Annotated in this window: 19 protein-coding genes; 9 read left to right on the top strand and 10 right to left on the bottom strand. The window is 35.1% G+C overall.

All coding sequences use genetic code 11. The features are described 5' to 3' along the window. Positions 1-3: 3 nt before the first annotated feature. Together ACVFVN_RS07260 and ACVFVN_RS07255 are read right to left on the bottom strand one after the other, a co-directional pair. On the bottom strand, positions 4-453 hold the full coding sequence (locus ACVFVN_RS07260) for a hypothetical protein (protein WP_456234792.1): 450 nt from the start codon (positions 451-453) through the stop codon (positions 4-6). An 82-nt stretch (positions 454-535) separates the two neighbouring features. After that, positions 536-985 carry a copper resistance protein CopD gene (locus ACVFVN_RS07255; RefSeq protein WP_456234791.1) on the bottom strand — a complete coding sequence of 150 codons (450 nt, stop codon included), beginning with the start codon at positions 983-985 and terminating at the stop codon, positions 536-538. A gap of 344 nt (positions 986-1329) precedes the next feature. Between ACVFVN_RS07255 and ACVFVN_RS07250 the strand changes: the two genes are divergently transcribed. Both ACVFVN_RS07250 and ACVFVN_RS07245 read left to right on the top strand, forming a co-directional pair. Then, positions 1330-3462 carry a M3 family metallopeptidase gene (locus ACVFVN_RS07250; protein ID WP_456234790.1) on the top strand — a complete coding sequence of 711 codons (2133 nt, stop codon included), beginning with the start codon at positions 1330-1332 and terminating at the stop codon, positions 3460-3462. A gap of 79 nt (positions 3463-3541) precedes the next feature. Next, entirely contained in the window at positions 3542-3919 is a 378-nt protein-coding gene (locus ACVFVN_RS07245) for a YchJ family protein (protein ID WP_456234789.1), read from the top strand. A gap of 2 nt (positions 3920-3921) precedes the next feature. Here the strand turns inward: ACVFVN_RS07245 and ACVFVN_RS07240 are convergent, their stop codons facing one another. Next, positions 3922-4161: a VF530 family protein gene (locus ACVFVN_RS07240; protein ID WP_165133919.1), complete on the bottom strand. Its 240-nt coding sequence runs from the start codon at positions 4159-4161 to the stop codon at positions 3922-3924. A gap of 128 nt (positions 4162-4289) precedes the next feature. On the opposite strand from ACVFVN_RS07240, the gene ACVFVN_RS07235 reads away from it, so the two are divergent. Genes ACVFVN_RS07235 through ACVFVN_RS07225 form a run of 3 tightly spaced genes read left to right on the top strand, consistent with a single transcriptional unit; the run spans position 4290 to position 8693 of the window. Further along, complete coding sequence (locus ACVFVN_RS07235) at positions 4290-4442, top strand: hypothetical protein (RefSeq protein WP_165133922.1); 153 nt, start codon at positions 4290-4292, stop codon at positions 4440-4442. 6 nt (positions 4443-4448) lie between these two features. Beyond that, positions 4449-5654 carry a metallophosphoesterase family protein gene (locus ACVFVN_RS07230; protein ID WP_456234788.1) on the top strand — a complete coding sequence of 402 codons (1206 nt, stop codon included), beginning with the start codon at positions 4449-4451 and terminating at the stop codon, positions 5652-5654. Then, positions 5655-8693 carry an AAA family ATPase gene (locus ACVFVN_RS07225; RefSeq protein ID WP_456234787.1) on the top strand — a complete coding sequence of 1013 codons (3039 nt, stop codon included), beginning with the start codon at positions 5655-5657 and terminating at the stop codon, positions 8691-8693. Positions 8694-8892: 199 nt separating this feature from the next. Here the strand turns inward: ACVFVN_RS07225 and ACVFVN_RS07220 are convergent, their stop codons facing one another. Both ACVFVN_RS07220 and panD read right to left on the bottom strand, forming a co-directional pair. Further along, entirely contained in the window at positions 8893-9894 is a 1002-nt protein-coding gene (locus ACVFVN_RS07220; protein WP_456234786.1) for a lysylphosphatidylglycerol synthase transmembrane domain-containing protein, read from the bottom strand. A 4-nt stretch (positions 9895-9898) separates the two neighbouring features. Beyond that, entirely contained in the window at positions 9899-10249 is a 351-nt protein-coding gene (gene panD, locus ACVFVN_RS07215; RefSeq protein ID WP_165133934.1) for an aspartate 1-decarboxylase, read from the bottom strand. A 335-nt stretch (positions 10250-10584) separates the two neighbouring features. On the opposite strand from panD, the gene ACVFVN_RS07210 reads away from it, so the two are divergent. Beyond that, positions 10585-10875: an HU family DNA-binding protein gene (locus ACVFVN_RS07210; protein WP_079668296.1), complete on the top strand. Its 291-nt coding sequence runs from the start codon at positions 10585-10587 to the stop codon at positions 10873-10875. Between the two features lie 58 nt (positions 10876-10933). Here ACVFVN_RS07210 and ACVFVN_RS07205 read toward each other — a convergent pair whose 3' ends face one another. The 3 genes from ACVFVN_RS07205 to ACVFVN_RS07195 are packed head-to-tail and all read right to left on the bottom strand — an operon-like array spanning position 10934 to position 13347. Further along, the gene (locus tag ACVFVN_RS07205; RefSeq protein ID WP_456234842.1) at positions 10934-11524 is read right to left on the bottom strand and encodes an acetyltransferase; all 591 of its coding nucleotides are present in this window, start codon (positions 11522-11524) and stop codon (positions 10934-10936) included. 12 nt (positions 11525-11536) lie between these two features. After that, entirely contained in the window at positions 11537-12142 is a 606-nt protein-coding gene (locus tag ACVFVN_RS07200) for a sugar transferase (protein WP_165133940.1), read from the bottom strand. 50 nt (positions 12143-12192) lie between these two features. Then, positions 12193-13347, bottom strand: coding sequence for a glycosyltransferase family 4 protein (locus ACVFVN_RS07195; RefSeq protein WP_456234785.1), 1155 nt, complete (start codon positions 13345-13347; stop codon positions 12193-12195). A gap of 196 nt (positions 13348-13543) precedes the next feature. Between ACVFVN_RS07195 and ACVFVN_RS07190 the strand changes: the two genes are divergently transcribed. The 3 genes from ACVFVN_RS07190 to ACVFVN_RS07180 all read left to right on the top strand — a co-directional run bounded on the left by ACVFVN_RS07190 (position 13544) and on the right by ACVFVN_RS07180 (position 17075). Further along, positions 13544-15265, top strand: a complete 1722-nt coding sequence (locus ACVFVN_RS07190) for a T9SS type A sorting domain-containing protein (RefSeq protein ID WP_456234784.1) — start codon at positions 13544-13546, stop codon at positions 15263-15265. A 121-nt stretch (positions 15266-15386) separates the two neighbouring features. Continuing rightward, a complete protein-coding gene (locus ACVFVN_RS07185) occupies positions 15387-15932 on the top strand; it encodes a hypothetical protein (RefSeq protein WP_456234783.1) in 546 nt (181 codons plus the stop codon). A gap of 21 nt (positions 15933-15953) precedes the next feature. Next, the gene (locus ACVFVN_RS07180) at positions 15954-17075 is read left to right on the top strand and encodes a lactonase family protein (protein WP_456234782.1); all 1122 of its coding nucleotides are present in this window, start codon (positions 15954-15956) and stop codon (positions 17073-17075) included. Positions 17076-17533: 458 nt separating this feature from the next. Here ACVFVN_RS07180 and ACVFVN_RS07175 read toward each other — a convergent pair whose 3' ends face one another. After that, on the bottom strand, positions 17534-18082 hold the full coding sequence (locus ACVFVN_RS07175; protein ID WP_456234781.1) for a hypothetical protein: 549 nt from the start codon (positions 18080-18082) through the stop codon (positions 17534-17536). 10 nt (positions 18083-18092) lie between these two features. Beyond that, positions 18093-20549: a DUF6923 family protein gene (locus tag ACVFVN_RS07170; RefSeq protein WP_456234780.1), complete on the bottom strand. Its 2457-nt coding sequence runs from the start codon at positions 20547-20549 to the stop codon at positions 18093-18095. Positions 20550-21155 lie beyond the last annotated feature (606 nt).

The raw sequence follows: 21155 nt of genomic DNA, 5'->3' as shown, positions 1-21155 counted from the left end.
TTATTATAAAATCTCTTCGATACGTTGATGGATTTTATTCAAAATAAACTCGTCCCCTGCGCGCATGCCAAGCATTTTTTGAGCAATAGGACTTTCTTCCGAAATCGCATAAAACCGATCTCCTTCAAAGAAAAACTCACCTAACGACACCGAAATATAAAATCTCGCTTTATTGGTAATAACAACAGAACCCAATTGTACTTTCTCAAACTCGGTATTCACCACTTTTGCCATCGCTTTTTGCATAGTATAAAAACCGCCCAACTGCTTTTGCAGCTGATAAATATCTTCCTGAGCTTCCTCTCGGACGCTATCATATTTTGGCGTTTTTTTAATATCATGACTTGCCTCGATGGTAAACTCAATAAACTTTTCAAGCTTACTAATTTTCTCCGAAAGCATTGTCATAATGTGGCTTCGCAACGCACTTTTTACATAGCCTAACTTCTGCATAAACATTAATATTTAAACTAAATATAAAACAATTTAATAAAAAGATTAATCCGAATCATAGGTTTTTACTATTCACAAAAAATTATAAAGAAATTCCCCCGAATCGTATAAAACTTCCTACCAGCAAAAATCCAACACCCAACAAAGTCACACAAATAATATGAAAAGCCATTAAAGGAAGGCTTTTAGGAGACAATTTAGGAAGCACAAAAAAGTTGGCGCTTATCGCAAACATCACTGTAATCAAAAGAAACAAAAGCTTAATAGAAATCGCTGTTTCCAAAGGATTCGAAAAATGAAACCAATCCTGAAATTTCACCCCAAATTGATACGACATCCAAACACCAGTAATCACCATCACCAAAAGCGCGGGAATGCCTATTTTCTCGTATTTTCTTTCAAAATTTAAAAGAATTTCGGGGTCTTTTTTCTTTAAAACTTCTGGTAAAATTCCTATCGCCAAAACCAAATGTCCGCCCACCCAAATGCAGGCTCCCAAAAGGTGAAATATTAAAAGTAAATGATGTGACATTTTCAAAAATTATACCTCAAAAATACTCATTTTCTCGCTTAATTCTTATGTTTTGGGCGCAAAATTCCGGCTGTCACTAGTCGCTTTCCAAGCCTTTGCTCAGCTAAGCTTTGGGAAGAGCTCCAACATGCCGTTCCATCCGGTGCGCAAATTTGTCATAAATTGACATTTGGGCATTATCTTTGAGAAAATATAATTTGTCATTTCGAACGAACATTGAGCTTGTAGAAATGGAAGTGCGAAATCTTAAAACTAGATTCCTCGTTCCTCGATACGAGAGCTTGCTCGAACTGAACGTAGTTAAATGACAAATAGACTATATAATTCATTAATACAAAAAAAATATGAACATACTTACACAAACCTTCAATACACCATTTCATACTGCACCTTTTAATCAAATAAAAAACGAAGATTATCTTCCAGCATTCAAAGAATTAATTTCAGAATCCGAACAAGAAATCAACGATATTGTCAACAATCCAGAAACTCCAACTTTTGAAAACACCATCGAAGCCCTGGCGTATTCAGGTGAAAAACTGGATGTGGTTTCCAATATTTTTTTCAATCTTAATTCCGCTGAAACCAATGATGAAATCCAAAAGATTGCACAAGAAGTTTCCCCACTTTTAACAGAATTTTCATCTAAAATTTCTCAAAACGAAAAACTTTTCGAAAGAATTAAAAAAGTGTTTGATGAAATGAGTTTACGAATTCCATCTGACAAAAAAAATCAAGATAAAAGTGCAGATGAAAAAAACAATTACAAGCTCAACGAAGAACAACAAATGCTTCTTACTGAAACTTACAAAGGTTTTGTAAGAAGTGGCGCTTTGCTGAATGAGGAGGATAAAAAGAAATTGGAAAAAATTAATATCGATTTATCCATGAAGTCGCTTCAGTTTGGTCAAAATGCTTTGGCCGCAACCAATGCATATTTCAAACATATCACCCAAAAAGACGATTTGGCGGGAATTCCAGACGCAATTTTGTCTCAATACGAAGAGGAAGCTAAAGAAAGAAAGTTGGAAGGTTGGGTAGTCACTTTGCAATATCCGAGCTATGTTCCGTTCATGACTTATGCTGAAAATCGCGAATTAAGAAAGGAATTAGCGCTTGCTAACGGAAAAAAATCTTTCGATGGTGGCGAATTAGACAATCAGAATCTCATCAAAGAAATCATCACTTTAAAACAACAAAAAGCAGAATTGTTGGGCTATAAAAACTATGCTGACTACGTTTTAGAGGAAAGGATGGCAAAATCTCCAACCAAAGTTTTGGATTTTCTAAATGAACTTTTGACTAAAGCAACGCCTTACGCTCAAAAAGAAATCGAGGAATTAAAAACTCTTGCAAAAGCTGACGGAATCGAGGAAATACAAAGTTACGACCACGCTTTTTACGCTGAAAAATTGCGTAAAGCAAAATACGATTTCAATGATGAGGAACTAAAACCTTATTTTCCGTTAAATCAAGTTCAGGATGCAGTTTTCACATTAGCAGGAAAACTTTTCGGACTGACTTTTAAAGAAGTTCACAATATTCCGAAATACCATGCAGATGTTCAAACCTATGAAGTTTATGAAGTTCAGAACCAAGAGCCAAGAGCCAAGAATCAAGATAACGAAAATCACCAGCCAATAACTGACAACCAACAACTAAAAGCCATCCTTTACACCGATTATTTCCCAAGAAAAGGAAAACGTGCGGGTGCTTGGATGACGAGTTATAAAAATCAATACACCAAAAACGGAGAAAATTCTCGACCACATATTTCAATTGTTTGTAATTTCAGCAAACCCACGAAAGACACACCGAGTTTGTTAACCTTTCAAGAAGTAACAACACTTTTCCATGAATTTGGACATGCTTTGCATGGAATGTTGGCCAATACACAATATCCGAATCTTTCAGGAACTTTGGTGAAATGGGATTTTGTGGAACTTCCTTCTCAATTTTTGGAGAATTTCTGCTACGAACCAGAATTTTTGAAAACTTTTGCTAAACATTATCAAACGGAAGAAGTTCTTCCTAACGATAAAATTGAAAAAATTGAACAGTCTAAAAACTTTATGGAAGGCTATCAAACGCTTCGTCAGTTAGGTTTCGGATTGTTGGATATGGCCTATCACACGCATCCTGAAGAGGTGAACGATATTAAATCTTTTGAGGATGCTCAAACTTTAAAAACCTCTTTGTATCCTGTAAATCCAGAAACAGCGATGAGCCCTACTTTTTCGCATATTTTCCAAGGTGGTTATTCGGCAGGATATTATTCTTATAAATGGGCGGAAGTTTTGGATGCGGATGCTTTTGCGTATTTTAAAGAAACGGGAATTTTCAATCCCGAAACGGCGGCAAAATATAAAGTTTTGCTTTCTTCGGGCGGAACAAAAGATCCAATGGAATTGTACAAAGCCTTCAGAGGCAGCGAACCTCAAGTTGAAAGCCTTTTGAAAAGAGCTTTTGGGGAGTAAAAAACAAACTTGCAGCCTTGTCAAGGTTTAAAACATTGACAAGGTTTTTTTCTAACCTCTAACCTCTAATTTCTAAACCATGCTTTGTCCTTGTTGCTCAGGAAAATCCTATACCGAATGTTGTGAAATATTTCACTTAAAAAAGAAAATTCCCAATTCTGCGGAACAGCTGATGCGTTCTCGGTATTCTGCTTACGCAATCCCCAATGGAGACTATTTAATGGAAACCACACTTCCCAGTGAAAGAAAATATCATGACAAAATGGAAATGGAAGCTTGGGGAAAAACAAACACTTGGACAAAACTGGAAATTGTGAGCAAACCTTCTGAAAATAAAGTAGAGTTTAAAGCCTATTTTACAGATTCTAAGGGCGAAAACCAAGTTCATCACGAGCTTTCAACATTTAAGAAAATCCAAAATCGTTGGTTTTATGTTTCTGGGGAATTTATGGATTAGTTCTAGTTTTTTTTCTTTTTTTGTCTCAAAACATACAAATACAAACTTTCTACTTTAGCTCGTGCCCAAGGTGTTTTTCGTAAGAATTTAAGAGATGAAGAAACACTCGGATTTTCACCTGTGAAACATCGGATGTTGATTTGTTTGCCCAATTCTCCATAACCTTTGTAGTACTCCAAGAGTTCTTCCAAAATGGCGTCTAATCGTTTTCCGTGCAAAGGATCTTTTGAGTTTTGGTCCATAATTTTTTTTGTAAAAATACTAAAACTAAAGCCATTTTTAGAATGGATTAAATATTGATTTTGTTGAATAAAATAGTATTTTAGCAAGATTGGAAAAGCATTTAATTTGCTATGGAAATTGAGCCGAAATGAGCAAAAATAACGAAGCCAACAGAAAAAATCACAAAAAGAAACTCGATCAAAAGAAACGTAAAATTCAGAATGCTGAGGCTGAAAGAAAAGCACGTTTAAAACAAATTAGAGAAGATTTTAAAGCGAAGGAAAGCAACGATAACAACTAATAATTTATGAAAATTTTACATACTGCAGATTGGCATTTGGGCAAGCGTTTGGATAGTTTTTCGAGGTTGGAAGAACAAATTGATGTCATGAAAGAAATTGTTGCAATTGCCGATGAACAAAAGGTTGATGTAGTATTGGTTGCTGGAGATTTGTTCGATAATTTTAATCCAAGTGTGGAAGCAGTGGAATTGTTTTATAAAACTCTGAAAAAGCTTTCTAACAACGGAAAACGTCCAGTAATTGCCATTTCAGGAAATCACGATTCGCCCAGTTTAATTGATGCACCAAATCCTTTGGCAAGAGAATGTGGAATTATTCTTATTGGTTATCCACAAGCGAAAATTCAGGAATTTGAGTTAAATGATTTTAAAATCACAAAATCGGAAGAAGGCTTTTTAGAATTAAAATTAAGTCATTTTGATTATCCTATTCGTGTTATTCATACGCCTTACGCCAACGAAATCCGTTTAAAACAATATTTGGGCGAGAATAAAGAAGAAGCTTTGAATGAAGTTTTAGCCAATCATTGGAAGAAAATTGCCGATGAATTTTGTGATGAAAAAGGCGTGAATATTTTGACGACACATCTTTATATGAACAAGCGTGGCGCAGCTATTTTAGAAGAACCCGAAGGGGAAAAACCTATAAAAATAGGAAATGCAGACATGGTGTATTCTGAAGCAATTCCAACTCAAATTCAATATACAGCTTTGGGGCATTTGCATGCTTTTGCAAATATCGGAACAGAGGAAAAACCTGTTGTTTACAGCTCTTCACCGCTTTGTTATAGCTTTTCGGAAGCTGGGCAAACCAAATATGTTTCAGTAATCGAGGTTTTCCCAAACCAAGGCATTTCCTTTAATAAAATTGAATTACAATCAGGTCGGAAACTGGTTCGAAAAAGCTTTGATAATATCGATGAAAGTATTGTGTGGCTCGAAGAAAATCCCAATACTTTGGTGGAACTTACAATTCAATCTGATTCGTTTTTAAAAGCTGAAGAACGAAAAAGAATTTACCAAAGTCACGATGGCATTATTTATTTAATTCCAAAAGTTAAAAATACTGAAAATCAAAATTTTACAACTGAAGAAATCGACATTAGCAAAGATTTAGAAACTCTTTTCATTGATTATTTCAAATCAAAAAACGCGAACCAAGAACCCAATGAAGAACTTATGAAACTTCTTCAAGAAATTAAACAAGCCTAAATGATTCCACAAAAACTCACTATAGAAGGACTTTATTCGTATCAAGATCGCCAAACTATCGATTTTTCGAAATTGACACAAGTTGGCTTGTTCGGAATTTTCGGAGCTGTAGGTTCGGGAAAATCATCCATTCTGGAAGCGATTTCTTTTGCGTTGTATGGAGAAACTGAACGTCTCAACGCGCGTGACAAAAGGGCTTATAACATGATGAACCTAAAATCTAATCGCTCATATATCGAGTTCGATTTTTTGAATCATGAAAACAAATTGTTTCGAGCTACGCGAGAATACAAAAGAAATTCCAAAAATTTTGAAGATGTAAAACCAGCTTCCGCCATATTTTACGAATTTAAAAATGGAAATTGGCAACCGCTGGAACACACCAATGCAGAAGAAATCATTGGTTTAACCTATACCAATTTTAAACGTACTATAATCATTCCGCAAGGTCAGTTTAAAGAGTTTTTGGAGTTGGGAGAGATGGAGAGAACAAAGATGATGAAAGAAATTTTCAATCTTCATCGTTTTGATTTGCAAGATGAAGTGAGTAAATTGACTAAGCAAAATCAATCTTTATTAGACCAAATGCAAGGTCATTTGCAAGGTTTTGAAGGCGTTTCAGAAGAAGTAATTTTGGTTTTGAAAAATCAACTTTTTGAGCAAAAAGAAACTACTGCAAAAATTCAGAAAGAATTTAATCTCATTAATGATAATTTCCAGCGTTTAAAGGCTTTAAAAACTGATTTTGAAAGTTTGATTCAAAAGAAAAATGACTTTCAGAAACTGAATGAGAAAAAAGTTGAAATGGAAACCCAAAAACAAGAATTAGATATTTTTGAAAAGGTTTATAATGCTTTTTTTCAACTTTTAAAAGATCAAAAAAGACTTCAAACAGAATTGAAAACTCATCTTTCCGACAAAGATATTCAACAAGGAAATCTAAAGCAACTTCAAGCTAAAGTGGATGAGGTTTTACAAAAAATAGAAGTTTTAAAACCGGAATTTGAACAGCTTTCCCATAAAAAAGTGGAAGAAAATGATTTAGGATTTTTAATTCAAATTAAAACTTTTGAAACTGAAATTGAAGAAATTAAAAAACGCACTAAAAAAGGCTTTGATAAAGTAGAAGAAGTGAAAAAACTGGAAAAAACAATTTCAGAATTTATACAAAAAACAGAAAAAGAAATTCAAGAACTATCAAAAAACCGAATAGATTCTCAAATTTTAATGAATGTTGGAAACTGGTTTACGAATAATGAAAACTTGCAGCGGAATTTTAAAAATCAGCAGCAGAAAATTCAAAATTTAGAAATTCAAAACTCAGAAGTTTCTGAAGAGTTGAGCGTTTTAAAAGTGAATGAACAGACTTTTACTGAAGATTTTAAAACCCAATTGGAAACTTTAGAAACGAAAAAGAAAAACTTAGAATCACAAAAAAATCATTTTAAAGTTCAGGAACAATTATCGCAATATGCGCATCAGCTGCACGATGGCGAAGCTTGTCCACTTTGTGGCGCTTTGGAACATCCCAATATTGTGGAAATAGAAGATATTTCTGCACATTTGAATTCTGTTGTACAAAAAATTTTGGATGCAGAAAACGAGCAAAAATCAATACGAAATCTTCAAACTCAGGTTGAGAAAATTATTTTTAAAAAGCAGAATTTCGCAGAACAATTGAAGACAGAAAAGCAAAGTTTAGAAGCTTTGAATACTCAAATTTTGGAGCATCAGAAAACTTTTATTTGGGAAGAATTTGAAGCCAACAATCCTGAATTTTTTATTAAGAAAAAAGCGGACGCTGCAGATTTGGAAACGCAAATTAATTCTAAGAATGAAGTCTTGAAACAAAAACGCGTGGACTTAGAAAACGAGAGAAAAAGTTTAGAAAAATTTGCCAAAGCCCTGCAACAGTTTGAGTTGGAAGAAGCGCGAAAATCTACTCAAATTCAGCAAAATAAAATGCATTTAAAAGTTTTAAAATATGATGATTTTAAAACAGAAAATCCTGAAAATTTGATTTTGCAATTGAATGATTTAAAAGCTAAAAATCTTGCAACAGAACAAAGTTTCAATCAATTCAATAAAGAATTAGGAGAATTGAATCCGAAATTGGCTTCACAAAAAACAGCTTTAGAATTATTGGATAAAAGAATTCTTGAGCTTCAAAAAGAATTGGAAAGTTTAAACAATCAAATTTCTGCGAAGCTTGTTGAGGAAAAAATTGATTCTATTGAAAAAGTGGACGAGATTTTGGCATTGCCAATTGATATTCCAAACCAAAGAAAAGAAATTCAAAACTTTAGCATTGCCTTTGAAACCTTGAAAAATGGAATTGCTGAACTGGAAATTAAACTCAAAGATTTTTCTTTTGATGAGAATCAATTTTCGGAAACTGAAAACCAATTTACAATCAAAGAAAAAGAATTGTTGGAAGCGAATACCTTGCAAACCAAAACTTCTGTAGAAATTGAAAGACTTGAGAAAGAATTTAAGAAAAAAGAAGAATTATTACAGGAATATTCAACGCTTGAAAAACGAGCTGAAAATTTAAAAACCATGTTCAATCTCTTTAAAGGAGCGGGTTTTGTGAATTTTGTTTCTTCCATCTATCTCCGTCAACTTTGCGATCAGGCGAATGTTCGTTTCCACAGAATGACGAGAAATCAATTGAGTTTGCAGTTGGATGATAAAGGGAATTTTGAGATTATTGATTATTTGAACGAGGGAAGAAATAGGAGTGTAAAAACGCTTTCTGGAGGTCAGGCTTTTCAAGCGTCTTTAAGTTTGGCGTTGGCGTTGGCGGAATCTGTACAAACCAATGCTAAAGCAGAAAAAAACTTCTTTTTTATAGATGAAGGTTTTGGAACTCAGGATACAGAGTCGGTAAATATTGTTTTTGAAACCCTTACAGGTCTTCAAAAGGAAAACAGAATTGTAGGAATTATTTCCCATGTGGAAGAATTAAAAGAGCGAATTCCCATGTCTCTAAGCATCGAAAAAGATGAGGAAAAAGGGAGTAAAGTGATTGTTTCTTAATTGAGAATTTATAAAAATAATAAATCTGAGCTTCTGCTTATCTGCTTTTGCAATAGGGATAGAAGCGGCTATCCTTTTGGCTTGGCGTGAGATGGCGGAGCGTAGCGGAGCCATCCGAGCGGCAAGCTAAAAGATAATAGCGAATAGCCCGACCCGAGTGTTGGATGAGCGGCTGCGAGGGAATTGCCCTAATAAAATTTTAGAATTTACGCGCTTTTGCAAGCATGGGAATCGAGATAAGCCCCATAACCAACATGATGCAAATCTGCAGCGGCAAAGAAATAAATGAATAAATAAGTCCAATCTCTCCACCCAAGTGTGCATCTTTGCCCATGGAAAGAAACAACGCCATAAAACCAAATTTCATTGCGAGATTGAATGCGCCAATGCCTCCACTTGCAGGAATGATCATCCCAAGCGTACCAACAACCAAAATGAAAAAACCGTCGGCAAAGCCGAAATCGGACGTTTCGGGAAGTGCAAAGCAAACCAAATAAGCCGCCAAATAATAGCTCACCCAAATAGCAATGGTATAAATAAAGAATTTTAGTTTTTGTTTTAATTTAAAAATCGATGTTAGTCCATTGAGAATACCATCTATAAAGCCAACTATTTTCCCAATAACAGGAAGGCTTCTAAGTCTTTCTCGAAGTGCTAAAAACAATAATCCAGCACCAATTAAAATACCCAAAACCAATCCTATTTTGTTTGGATTAATCTTAGCGCCCGATTGTTGGTAAAAGGCTAAAATCGCATCGTATTTAAAAATCAGAGTAAGACCTAAAAAACCCAACATACAAACCAAATCGATAACACGCTCCAAGATAATTGTCCCAAAAGATTTATCAACTGGAACTTTTTCTACGCCGTAAAGCGCTGTCGCCCGCGCCACTTCCCCACTTCTGGGAATGGTTAAATTCATGAGATAACCGAATGATATGGACCACAAAGAATTGGCATTTGAGATTTGGTATCCCATAGGTTCTAGAAGTAGATTCCAACGGATGGCACGAAACCAATAGGCCAACAACCCGAACACTGCCGCAAAAAGCACCCACAAATAATTGGCTTTTGCCAAAGATGTTTTGATGACATCAAAGTCTAATCCGCGCAAAGCTAGCCAAAGGAAAAATCCTGCAAATACAATAGAAATCGCAATACTTAAAAAATTTTTGAGAGGACTTTTGGATGTGTTCTCCATTCGGTTAAGTTAAAAGGTTGGTTTCTTCGTTCGGGAAAACAATTTTGGGTTGGAAAGTTTTGGCTTCTTCAGGCGTCATTTGTGCATAGGCGATGATAATCACGGTATCGCCTTTGTGCACTTTGCGTGCGGCAGGTCCATTAAGGCAAATCTCGCCAGATCCTCTTTTACCTTTTATAACATAGGTGTCAAAACGTTCGCCATTGTTAACATTCACGATATAGACTCTTTCGCCTACGATAAGCCCTGCGGCATCGATAAGATCTTCGTCAATGGTAATACTTCCGATATAGTTAAGATCCGACTCGGTAACTTTTACACGGTGAATCTTGGATTTGAAAACTTCTATTAACATGCTGCAAATTTACTACAAATATGTATTTTCTAATAAAAACTCGTCTTAAATTATTATTATCTCCAAAAATAGTTTAAGCTAAGTTTAATATTAAAATTCAAGAATTAATAATTTGCAACTGTAAAAGACAAATAATGCTAATATCCTTATTCTATGGCGATAATGACTTAACATCATTTAAAAAAAGCCCATTATTTGGCGAAAATTCAAATTATCATATTTACAGCATTATGAAATAAATATTATATTTTTCTTTAAAAAAGGCAAAAACACTTGTGTGAAATGAAAAAAGTTTTATATTTGCTATAACAACATAACTTTAATCACATATAATTATGAACAAGTCTGAATTAATCGATGCAATCGCGAAAGATGCAGAAATCACAAAAGTAGCTGCTAAGAAAGCTTTAGAATCATTTATTAGCAATGTTACAACAACTTTGAAAAAGAAAGAGGGTAAAGTATCTCTAGTAGGATTCGGGACTTTCTCGGTATCGGAAAGAGCTGCAAGACAAGGTATCAACCCTGCAACAAAAAAGCCAATCAAAATTGCTGCGAAAAAAGTGGCAAAGTTCAAAGCTGGAGCTGACTTAGCTACTGCAGTAGCTGGCGCAAAGAAGAAATAATTCTTGATTCTTTATACAGAACACATCAGGCTTTCCAATGGAAAGCCTATTTTTTATTTTAGTTATTAAATTTAATAATTCTCGCAGGATTACCAACTACCACAGCATTATCAGGAATATCTTTTACAACCACCGCGCCTGCGCCAATAAGACAATTTTTACCGATTTTTATACCTTGAATTACCGATGCGCCAATCCCAACTTGGCTTGCTTCCCCAACTTCAACATTCCCTGCGAGCGATGCATTGGGAGAAATATGTGCAAAATCCCCAATAATACAATCGTGATCAATTACTGCGCCTGTATTGATAATGCAATGCTTTCCAATTTTTGAACAACTATTAATCAACACACCAGCCATAACAACTGTACCTTCAGCAATCATTACCCGTTTTGAAATAATTGCTTTTGGATGAACCAAAGTTATAAATTGATGCTGAATGTATTTTTTAGCAATTCTTTTCCGCGTTAGATTATTACCTAGAGAAAGTACAAGCTCAGCATCAATAGGAACTTCATCAATAACTGAATAATCGAGGCATTTCTCTTTAGAAGAATCCTGATCTATAAAAGCTTGAACATTTATACCAAGCTCTTCAGCAATTTCTAAAACAACTTTTCCATGTCCACTTGCGCCATATAAATACAAACTCATTTATTATTAATTTTTACCATTAAAAGCTTCGATACTAACTTGACCTTCCTGCGATATTCCTTCTCGGATTAAGACTTTTTTTATTGTTAAAAAGAATATTCTACAATCCAAAACAAAGCTGATATTATCAACATACTCTACATCCAAAGCTAACTTTCTGGTCCACGAGATGGCATTTCGTCCGTTAACTTGAGCCCAACCTGTTATTCCTGGTTTTAACTCGTGACGGCGTTTTTGTTCTGTACTATAAAGCGAGATATATTCTGGCAGCAAAGGCCGCGGACCTATAAGACTCATATCACCTTTTATGACATTGATTAATTGCGGAATTTCATCAATAGAGGTTTTCCGCACGATAGCCCCAATTTTTGTTAGCCGCTGACTATCGGGAAGCAGTTGTCCTTCACGGTCTTTTTTGTCATTCATGGTTTTGAATTTGATGATTCTGAAAATCTTCTCATTCTTACCTGGACGTCTTTGTAAAAAGAATGGTTTTCCCTGATTGGCAAAATATAAACCTATCGTCACCACTATCAAAACTGGTGATAGTAAGACCAAGGCTACACTTGCGATCACAAAATCTAAAATTCTTTTTATAAAGTTTTTATACATATTTCGTTTTTTACTTTTTAAATCTAAAAAGCTTTTATTTCTTAACTGAATTAATTTAATAATCCTTGATATTCTCCCAAAAGTGCCTCCCAAATTATCTGTTGTTGATAACGTTCTACAACCATTGGACGTGCGTTATTCTTTAAATTATGAAAACGATTTTTATCGCCAATCAATCTCTCCATCGCTTGTTCCAGCGCTTTTTCATTTTTAACAGGAATAATGACGCCGTTTTTGCCTTCTACAATTATTTCGTTGCAGCCATTAATATCAGAAACAATACTTGGCAATCCCATTGCACCTGCTTGCATCACAACGTTAGGAAAACCTTCCCTGTAACTAGGAAAAGTCAAGACATCTGACACCGCCAAATAAGGCCGAACATCCGATTGCCAACCTGCAAGGATAATATTGGGATTGGACTTTATTTTTTTCATTGTGATTTCGGATAACGGATCCAGTTCTTCCTCAAAAGTGCCTACCAAAATAAGTTTAGCTTTAGAATTATTTTTAGAAATAGAGTCAAAAGCCGCAATCAATTCGTTAATACCTTTATCGCCGACCAGACGTCCGACAAATATAAAAACAAAATCATCTTGCTGAATATCTAATTCTTTTTTAAGATTTTCCAAGTCTTGTTTTGAAAGATTTTCAGAGCGGAAATAATGAGTATCAATCCCGTTAGACGAGCCGTTTCCGATGACTTTCAACTTCGAAGATGCTGTTAAGCGATGTTCCAAAATAAAATCCTCCAAACCTTTAGAATTGGGATAAACTTTGGTAGCCGCCGCATAAGTCAATTTTTCGACAGCCAAAAGAATCTTTCTTTTAAGACCTTTAGCCTCCATCAAAGGCAAACCTGCAACGGTATGCAAACGATGTGGAACTCCCGCCAAGCTTGCCGCTAACATGCTTACAAGCCCTGCTTTAGGGGTGTGAGAATGTATAATTTTTGGATTTTCTCGCTTGAGAAATTTGTACATTTCCCATACAGCTTTTATATCTTGCCAAGGTGTAATCTTCCGCGTCATCTCAATTGGATGTGTCTTAACCTCTAACAAATCTCCTACTTTTTCTAAAGCGATGGCATCTGATGAAACAGCCGTTAAATCAAAATACTGATTCATAAAAGTCAGTTGTTTTCCCAAAAGTTTTTCTAAAGAAATGGGCACTGTGGTAACGCGGACAAGTTTTGCTTTTGACATATTTCTAAAAAACGTGGTAAAGATATTGATTTTTGAATTTTAAATATCTATCTCTATAAGTCTTTTGGTGGATATTTTTTGAATTTTAAAAAATTAAAACATCTATAATTAAAGAATTGAAACATTATTAATAATATAATTTTGATATGTCTTTTTTTTTATTAGTTTTGTGCCCTTAAACTAAACAATAACCCTTATGAAAACCAAATTAACATTAGCCATGCTAATGCTATGCTTCGTATCTACATGGAGCCACGCGCAAACTAAAATTTCTAAATTAGCCCCTGCAAAGGAAAGTCCAAATTTCAAAAAACCGCAAAGACAAAAAGAAGTTTTTACAAAAAAATCGGCTGTTAAAGACACTCTTTTGTATTCGTTTGTCAAAGAAGAAATCTTAGGAAATTCTAATTACTTCAGTTTCGATTTATGGCAAGAAGATAATGAAGCGATGTCGCAAGCTTATACGGCTCCTGCTGAAGGTTTAAAGATTCATGGCGCAACTTTTTATGGCAAAAGGTCTAGCAAGAGCACTGTAACCTGCAACGTTATGGTTTCGGTATTTAAAGCTGACACTTCTAATAGACCAATAGGAAATGCACTAGTTTCTAAAACCGTTAATGTTACTAACAATCTAGGATTTTATTATGTCAATTTTAATCAAGCTGTTAATATAACTGGAAATTATGCAATCGTTATAAGTCCTAGTAGTACTAATGCCATACTTTCTTTATATCTAAACAATATTGCAGTAGGACAAGCTTATGACGAAAATTTCGCAACATTCAAATCTTCATACAGCTCTTATGGAAGCTACAACAACTGGATACAAACCACTGCTATAACGGGGCTAACTCAAAAGATACAGTGCGAAGGTATTATCGCTCCTATTGTCAGTTATGATGTTCAACCGCAAGCGACATTATCTACATCAGAAACATGCGTAGGTAATACTATCGACTTCAACAACACAACCAAAACAGATTTAATATCTGACAGAATGTATAATTATAATAAATTCATGCATCATTTTGGAAAAGCATCTACAGATTCGACTTTTGCATGGGAAATGGGTGATAGTTCTAATCCTATCTGGACAAAAAACGCATCACATACCTATAATACTAGTGGCACACACACCGCAAAACTTCATGTTTTATCAGGCTTCTGGAATGGTTATTACGATGCAGCTGATTTCCCAATTAACATCCAAGATAAAGACGATGCTAACTTCAGCTATCCAAGTGTAAAAATATGTAATGGTTCTGCCAATGTATTACCAAACGCTGTAGCGACATCAGGTGGACAATTCAGTTCTACATTGGGGCTTGTATTTGCTAATACATCGACTGGAGAAATTAATGTGGCTACAAGCACACCAGGCATTTACAACATCACCTATACAACGCCAGGTACTTGCCCTAACAATAGCACACAAACTATAGAAATATTAGCTGCAATTAACGACGTTGTCACAACTACTTCTACAACGCTAACCGCTGTAGAACAAGGTCAAAACATTAGTTACCAATGGATCAATTGTACAACTGGCAATCCAATTTCTGGAGCAACAGCACAAAGCTATACACCAACTCAAAATGGAAATTATGCCGTAAAAATTTCTAATGGAAATTGCGAAATAACTTCTGCATGTTATAATATTGCAATTTTAGCAACAAGCAATAACAATAAAGAAAGCTTAAACATATATCCTAATCCTGCTGACAAAATTATCAATATAGATGGTATAACAAGTCGTTCAACAATTAATATTCTGGATTACAACGGCAGAATAATTTCCACCCAAACGATTGACCCAAAAAAAACAGAAATCAATGTCCAAAATCTTCCTAAAGGCACTTATATAATACAGATTGATTCTAAAACCAACAAAGAAACAAGAAAATTTATAAAAAAATAAACAGATTGTAAATATTAAAAAGCTATTTCGAATTCGAGATAGCTTTTTTTGTTAAACATTATAAACAATTTTAGAAGCCAAATAAAGAAAACATTATCTTCGTAAAACCAAAGCAAATTTTATGAAAAAGATAATCTTAATACTATCCGTCGCAACACTCTTACATTCTTGCGTTGTTTCCACCGCAGCAAAAGCTGTAAAAGGCGTTGCAAAAGTCGGATACAAAGCCGTAAAAGGAACCGTAAACGGCATTAGCTGGGCTGTTAGCAAAGCCAATGGAAAAATAGATGAAGACCGCGTAGATGGCACTTGGAAAGTGGTTGGCGTTTACAAGGGTTCTTTCGAAGATTTTCAGAAAGATCAAAATCCAGACAATTCTTTCGCTACCGAATGTAATGATGCTTTTGATCAAATTATTTTTAAATCCAACCGCTCAAAATTCAAACCTGTCCATTGCAGCAACGAAGAAGAAAATTGGATTAAATATAAATTTGAATTCGGAAAAAATCCTTTAACCAAAGAAAAAGAAAATTATATCGAATACAACTCTAACAACTACATTACAGTGATTGATGTTAATAATAAAACGATGGTTCTGGAAGGTAACCTCATGCCCAAACTAGCTTTCTCAGGCGCCAAACTCTACCTTTTAGAAAAAGTAAAATAATTTTTAAACTCTAAAAATCTTTTGAGAAAATTATTACCCCTTGTCGTTATTTTTTTTATATACACTCCTATTTTGTCGCAAAACACGATGGTCTTTGTAGGCTCTTTCAATTGGGACAAAAACGAGGAAGGCATATATATTTTTGAACTCGACAGCATTACTGGAACGCTTACAAAAACCTCATCCGTAAAAGGAATTCTCAATCCATCTTTTCTTACATTATCCACTAATGGCAACTTTCTTTACGCTTGTACGGATAGCAAAACACCCAATGCTGGAAGCATCAGTAGTTTTAAATTTGATATTAAAAACAAAAAACTAAGTTATATAAACAGCCAAAAAACGGACGGTGAAAACCCTGTATACGTCAGTGTACACAACAATAGAAAATGGCTACTGAATGCCAATTACACAGAATCAAGTATTTCTATTTTTCCAATTGTGGAGGATGGGAGTATAGCAAAACATGTTCAATATTTTCAGTTTTCGGAAGGCAGTATTGACAAAAAAAGACAACAAAAATCACATTTACATTCGGCGGTGTTTTCTCCAAATTTTGATTATGCTTTTTTCACGGACTTAGGCGCTGACAAAATAAGAATTTTCAAATTTGAAAATGAAAATCCTAAACCGCTCCAACCAACCGAAATACCTGAAATTAAAAGCACCTTAGGAAGCGGTCCAAGACATCTCAAATTCCATCCCAATGGGAAGTTTGTATATTGCATCGAGGAAATGGGCGGAAGCATCAGTGCTTACAAATTTGAGAATTCAAAGTTTGAAAACATACAAAACATTGCTACCCACAACAAGCGGTATAAAAAGGATTTTGAGAGTTCGGACATTCACATTTCGCCAGACGGGAAGTTTTTATACGCTTCCAATCGCGGAAAGGAAAATAATATTGCTATATTTTCTATCCTTGAAGATGGTCGCCTAGAAAACATTGGCTATCAGCGAACCAAAGGCAAACATCCTAGAACGTTCGCGATGGATGAATCTGGAAAATTCCTTATTGTAGCAAATACCCAAACGAGCAATCTCTCAGTATTTCGACGCGATTCTAAAACAGGATTATTGAAATTTCTTAACAAGGATATAAAAATTAAAAATGCTTCACATGTAATTATTAAGAAATATTGATTCTTTACTTTTCGCTGCTATTTAAAATTAAATCCTCTAAAAAACATTTACAAAAACAAAATTAGCCATCTGATACAACACGCAGTAACACCTTTACGTCCGTGTAATAGTTCCAGAAACAGGCACCATGGTACACCGAACTAAGGGATTATTGGTTGGGTCGTCTGGTCATCGTCACGGCTACAGGCGACCAACACAATTCCTGCTAAAAGAAGTACTACTAATTTTTTCATTATCAATAATTTTATGCTTTTTGTTGATGCCAAAATTATTGTGAACACATTAGAACTACAATCCTTATAAATGAGGAATTTTGTAATGTCATTTTTTTTAAAACCTACACGTTCTTAAAAGCAATTCGAAAATAGGGATACACCAAACAGCATTCTATAATTTGGATGTTTACTATTTGGTTTTCTTGGGCAAAATTTTTTGCTCAAAAAAAAGAGGTAAAAGCTCTATTGAGGCGCCCAGAACGACCATCTTTCTCCATTATATACAGCTAAGCGTTTTGCTCCTGCTTTAGAAACATAAACCATCATGCCTGGAGATGGACTCGGGATATTGTTAACATCGCTAACTATTGGCAATACCATTGCTTTGTCATTGGATTCAAGAACCAATACCCCATTAGCAGTGCTATTGCTAGAGCCTATAATCGCTTTAGAAGCGGGAGATTCTTGCAGATTGGTCTGTGTATTTAAGGTGGTGGTCAAATTAGCATTTTGTCCACTTAGGTCAACCCAAGTAGATCCGTTATAATATTTTACGCGTGATTGCGCTGGCACAACAGCATCTACAAGTATTGTCCCTTGTGTTGGAGAAGTTGGCAATGTGCGGACATAAGGCAATATGATACCTTTATTATTCGTATTTGCAAATTCCAAAAGCACATTGTTTTTATTAGCCGCTGTACCCTGTGAATCTCCAATAATAACCTGAGAATAAAAAAAGGCTGATAGCATTAGTGCAAAAAGAGACAAGAAAAATTTTATTTTAATTTTCATAGTTAAAATTTTATGGACAAGCTGGGACCGAAAAACACTTCCAGCTAAAATCAGAATATATTTTCAAACATTTTACTGTAGTATCAAAAACCATCATCCCTTCTTGTGGAGAAGTAATAGCAGCTAAACCGCTGGTTGGCACTCTCGTTATAACAAGTCCTTGGGTATTGGATTCTAAAACTGTATGAGCAGACTTTCGCATCATAGGCCAATTTCCATTCGCAGTTCCTGTTCTTTTCTGTAATGTTATGCCGTGTTTAGAATCTATCCCAGTAGAAATATTTGTAACGGTATTATAACAAACCGATTGCGTATCAGTATCTGTGGCGGTGTTATTTGATAGATCAGGATCAACACTATTGGCTGGTGAAGTAACCCTAGCGGTATTCGTTAAATTGCCTGTAAAAGAAACAGGAATATTGACCGTTATGGTGTAAGTTACTGTCCCTGTTAAAGGAAGGCTTATCACATCATTTATAGAACCTGTATTAACTCCCATAATAGAAGTTGTTGCTCCGCCAGCAGCTGTTGCAGTATAAGACACATTCCCGGCAGGAATTCCGCTAGGTACAAGATCCGAGAAAGTAGCATCTTGAACTCCGAAAGGTCCATTGTTCCCCACAACGACAGTGTAGGTTGTAGTGGTTCCGGGCGCATAAGTAGTTGTACCATTAGTTTTTGTTACATACAAATCACTTGTAAAAACTATTGTAGCATTGGTACAATGTGCCCCATCGTTAACATCACTTGCAGGAGAAGATGATATTAAAGTTCTTTTTCCGGTCGTGACATTAAATTGATAAAAACCACCTGAATTAACAGAGCCAAATATTTCTCCTGTTGACGAGGCAAACATAGCACCGAAGGGCTCACTAGAAATAGAGTCTTGGAATAAAGTAACAGTCGCGGGCGTAGTTGACAGGTCAATTGACACGAGCCTACCAGTAACACTCCCTACACCATACAGCTTACCATCTGCCTTTCTATAAGCAAAATCTGGAATATTAACCGCCTGCGAAAGTGTTATTGTGGTAGCAGTCATTGTCGCAAGATTTACACGATATATTGTATTATTATTAGAACCCAATTTAACATAATAATTACCCAAAGAGTCAAAATCTCCTGCATTGTAACCGCCATCAGCATTTAAGCCAGTAACAGGTCCGAGAAAAGTATAGTTTCCTGCTGCATTTATCCTAACAATATTTCTACCGCCATCAAGTGTTCCATATATAAGTCCGTCAAGAGGATTTAATCCAATTGAATTAAAATTACTACCATAACTCCCTATTGAAGGAAATGTAAATGGATTGGTGGTCGTATTAATATTGTAAAGCGTTGAGCTCTGCGAAATATACATTGCTGAAGTACAGCCAAAAGAAGGCTCTACTACTGCGGTTATTTGGCAGACTGTAGAAGAATTACCAAGTCGAACTGTAACTGTCCTATTACCAGCCACACCTGTTCCGTTATACGTCACAGGAACTTCAACATAAGTTGAAGTTGATGTCACATTTACCTGATGAGAAGCAGTTGTAATGTCGGTTCCCGAAACATTAAGAGTGTAAGTTCCTGGTGTATAAATATCTGTAATAGGAATTCTAAGAGTTTTCGTTGATGCATAACCCGTAGAAAAAGCGGCATTTCCTTGAAATGCAGCGCTACCACAACTAAAGGTAAATGGTATATAATAAGGCACTGTCGCCAAATCAAGATTACCATACTCATTACTGCCTATGTTTATGGTTGCAACAGTTGTAGAAGCTCCTGTATTGATATTTATCCTATTAATCTGTACAGAGTTTGCGGAGCCTCCAGAAGATCCAAATATAGTAGCGGTATATACATTACCCTTTAAATAAGCCATACCTTGAATCCCACTTACTGTCGATGCGGGACCACTTAACTGCACAACTTTTGTAGCCAATCCTGTTGCAATAGCGATTTTGTACAAATACCTAGCTGTTCCTGCTGAGTTATTAAGAAACATATAGATATTATTTTCATAATCGAAAAATGTATCTGTCCCAAACGTAGTACCAGAAGCCCAATCCGTATCATTGGGTGCCGGACCAATTGCTACAGTACTACCTGAAGGATAAATGGGATAAAGTGTTTTTGTATTGGATTGAAAACCATAAACTCTTCCAAAATAAGTCCCCGGTACATTATTAGTCCCCATTCCTCCAATAGGTACATTTGGAAGAGTGGCTGCCGGAGATATTATATTCCCATTTTTATATAATGAACTACTAGCTAAAGTGTTTGAATGTATAAACACTAAATTATTGGGATTTCCGCCAGGACTGTCATATCCTACAGCAAGATCACTCATATTCGCAGCGGTGGTTGCAATAGGTGAAGCTAAAGGCGTTGGAAGATTAACTGTCCCTGTAAGACTTGTTATATCATAAACTCTTCCCGTCCCCGCCAAAGACAAATAAAGCCTGTCAACTTGCTGTGACATAAGGAATTGACTCCCGCACATCAAAATTGTCAATAATAAAATTCTAAACATACATATCATATATTGCTTTTAGTTTTATATTATAAATTTTGCAAATATAATGCTTTAAAACTTCAAAATAACCAGAAAAACATTAAATTAAAAGGTCAAATTTAAAACCTTGATTACCATAACCAAAAGCACGCAAACCAGCTGCCATTACCCCTCTGTAAGTCAATTAAATACAACACAGAATATTGGCGCCCTCATAGAAAAACACCCCTCAAATTTTCTTAATTTCAAGCACAACGCACCAAACCAAACCAAACCAAACCAAACCAAACCAAACCAACGATCTATTATTAATAGAAAAAACGAAATAACAGAGCATTTATCAAATTATTTAGTTATAAAAAAGATAAAACCTAATTCCTAATGATAAATCCAAACTCATGTTTTTAATACAATTCACAACCCAATAATATCTTCCAATAATTGATTATTCTTATGAAATTCGAAAAAACACGATAGCTTCGAGATCGCTTAGCCTCGAAAAAATTATAATTAAACTTGGCAACAACTCATCACAAGCCAGGTATAACAAAAAATTCCAAAGTTTTTCAACCT

The sequence above is a fragment of the Soonwooa purpurea genome, from assembly GCF_053891095.1.
This window is presented reverse-complemented; position numbering and strand designations above follow the sequence as displayed.

Bases quoted from the DNA above. Each gene is read 5' to 3' on its own strand.
- ACVFVN_RS07260 (WP_456234792.1), bottom strand. From the start codon at position 453: ATGCAGAAGTTAGGCTATGTAAAAAGTGCGTTGCGAAGCCACATTATG.
- ACVFVN_RS07255 (WP_456234791.1), bottom strand. From the start codon at position 985: ATGTCACATCATTTACTTTTAATATTTCACCTTTTGGGAGCCTGCATT.
- ACVFVN_RS07250 (WP_456234790.1), top strand. From the start codon at position 1,330: ATGAACATACTTACACAAACCTTCAATACACCATTTCATACTGCACCT.
- ACVFVN_RS07245 (WP_456234789.1), top strand. From the start codon at position 3,542: ATGCTTTGTCCTTGTTGCTCAGGAAAATCCTATACCGAATGTTGTGAA.
- ACVFVN_RS07240 (WP_165133919.1), bottom strand. From the start codon at position 4,161: ATGGACCAAAACTCAAAAGATCCTTTGCACGGAAAACGATTAGACGCC.
- ACVFVN_RS07235 (WP_165133922.1), top strand. From the start codon at position 4,290: ATGAGCAAAAATAACGAAGCCAACAGAAAAAATCACAAAAAGAAACTC.
- ACVFVN_RS07230 (WP_456234788.1), top strand. From the start codon at position 4,449: ATGAAAATTTTACATACTGCAGATTGGCATTTGGGCAAGCGTTTGGAT.
- ACVFVN_RS07225 (WP_456234787.1), top strand. From the start codon at position 5,655: ATGATTCCACAAAAACTCACTATAGAAGGACTTTATTCGTATCAAGAT.
- ACVFVN_RS07220 (WP_456234786.1), bottom strand. From the start codon at position 9,894: ATGGAGAACACATCCAAAAGTCCTCTCAAAAATTTTTTAAGTATTGCG.
- panD (WP_165133934.1), bottom strand. From the start codon at position 10,249: ATGTTAATAGAAGTTTTCAAATCCAAGATTCACCGTGTAAAAGTTACC.
- ACVFVN_RS07210 (WP_079668296.1), top strand. From the start codon at position 10,585: ATGAACAAGTCTGAATTAATCGATGCAATCGCGAAAGATGCAGAAATC.
- ACVFVN_RS07200 (WP_165133940.1), bottom strand. From the start codon at position 12,142: ATGTATAAAAACTTTATAAAAAGAATTTTAGATTTTGTGATCGCAAGT.
- ACVFVN_RS07195 (WP_456234785.1), bottom strand. From the start codon at position 13,347: ATGTCAAAAGCAAAACTTGTCCGCGTTACCACAGTGCCCATTTCTTTA.
- ACVFVN_RS07190 (WP_456234784.1), top strand. From the start codon at position 13,544: ATGAAAACCAAATTAACATTAGCCATGCTAATGCTATGCTTCGTATCT.
- ACVFVN_RS07185 (WP_456234783.1), top strand. From the start codon at position 15,387: ATGAAAAAGATAATCTTAATACTATCCGTCGCAACACTCTTACATTCT.
- ACVFVN_RS07175 (WP_456234781.1), bottom strand. From the start codon at position 18,082: ATGAAAATTAAAATAAAATTTTTCTTGTCTCTTTTTGCACTAATGCTA.
- ACVFVN_RS07170 (WP_456234780.1), bottom strand. From the start codon at position 20,549: ATGTCACAGCAAGTTGACAGGCTTTATTTGTCTTTGGCGGGGACGGGA.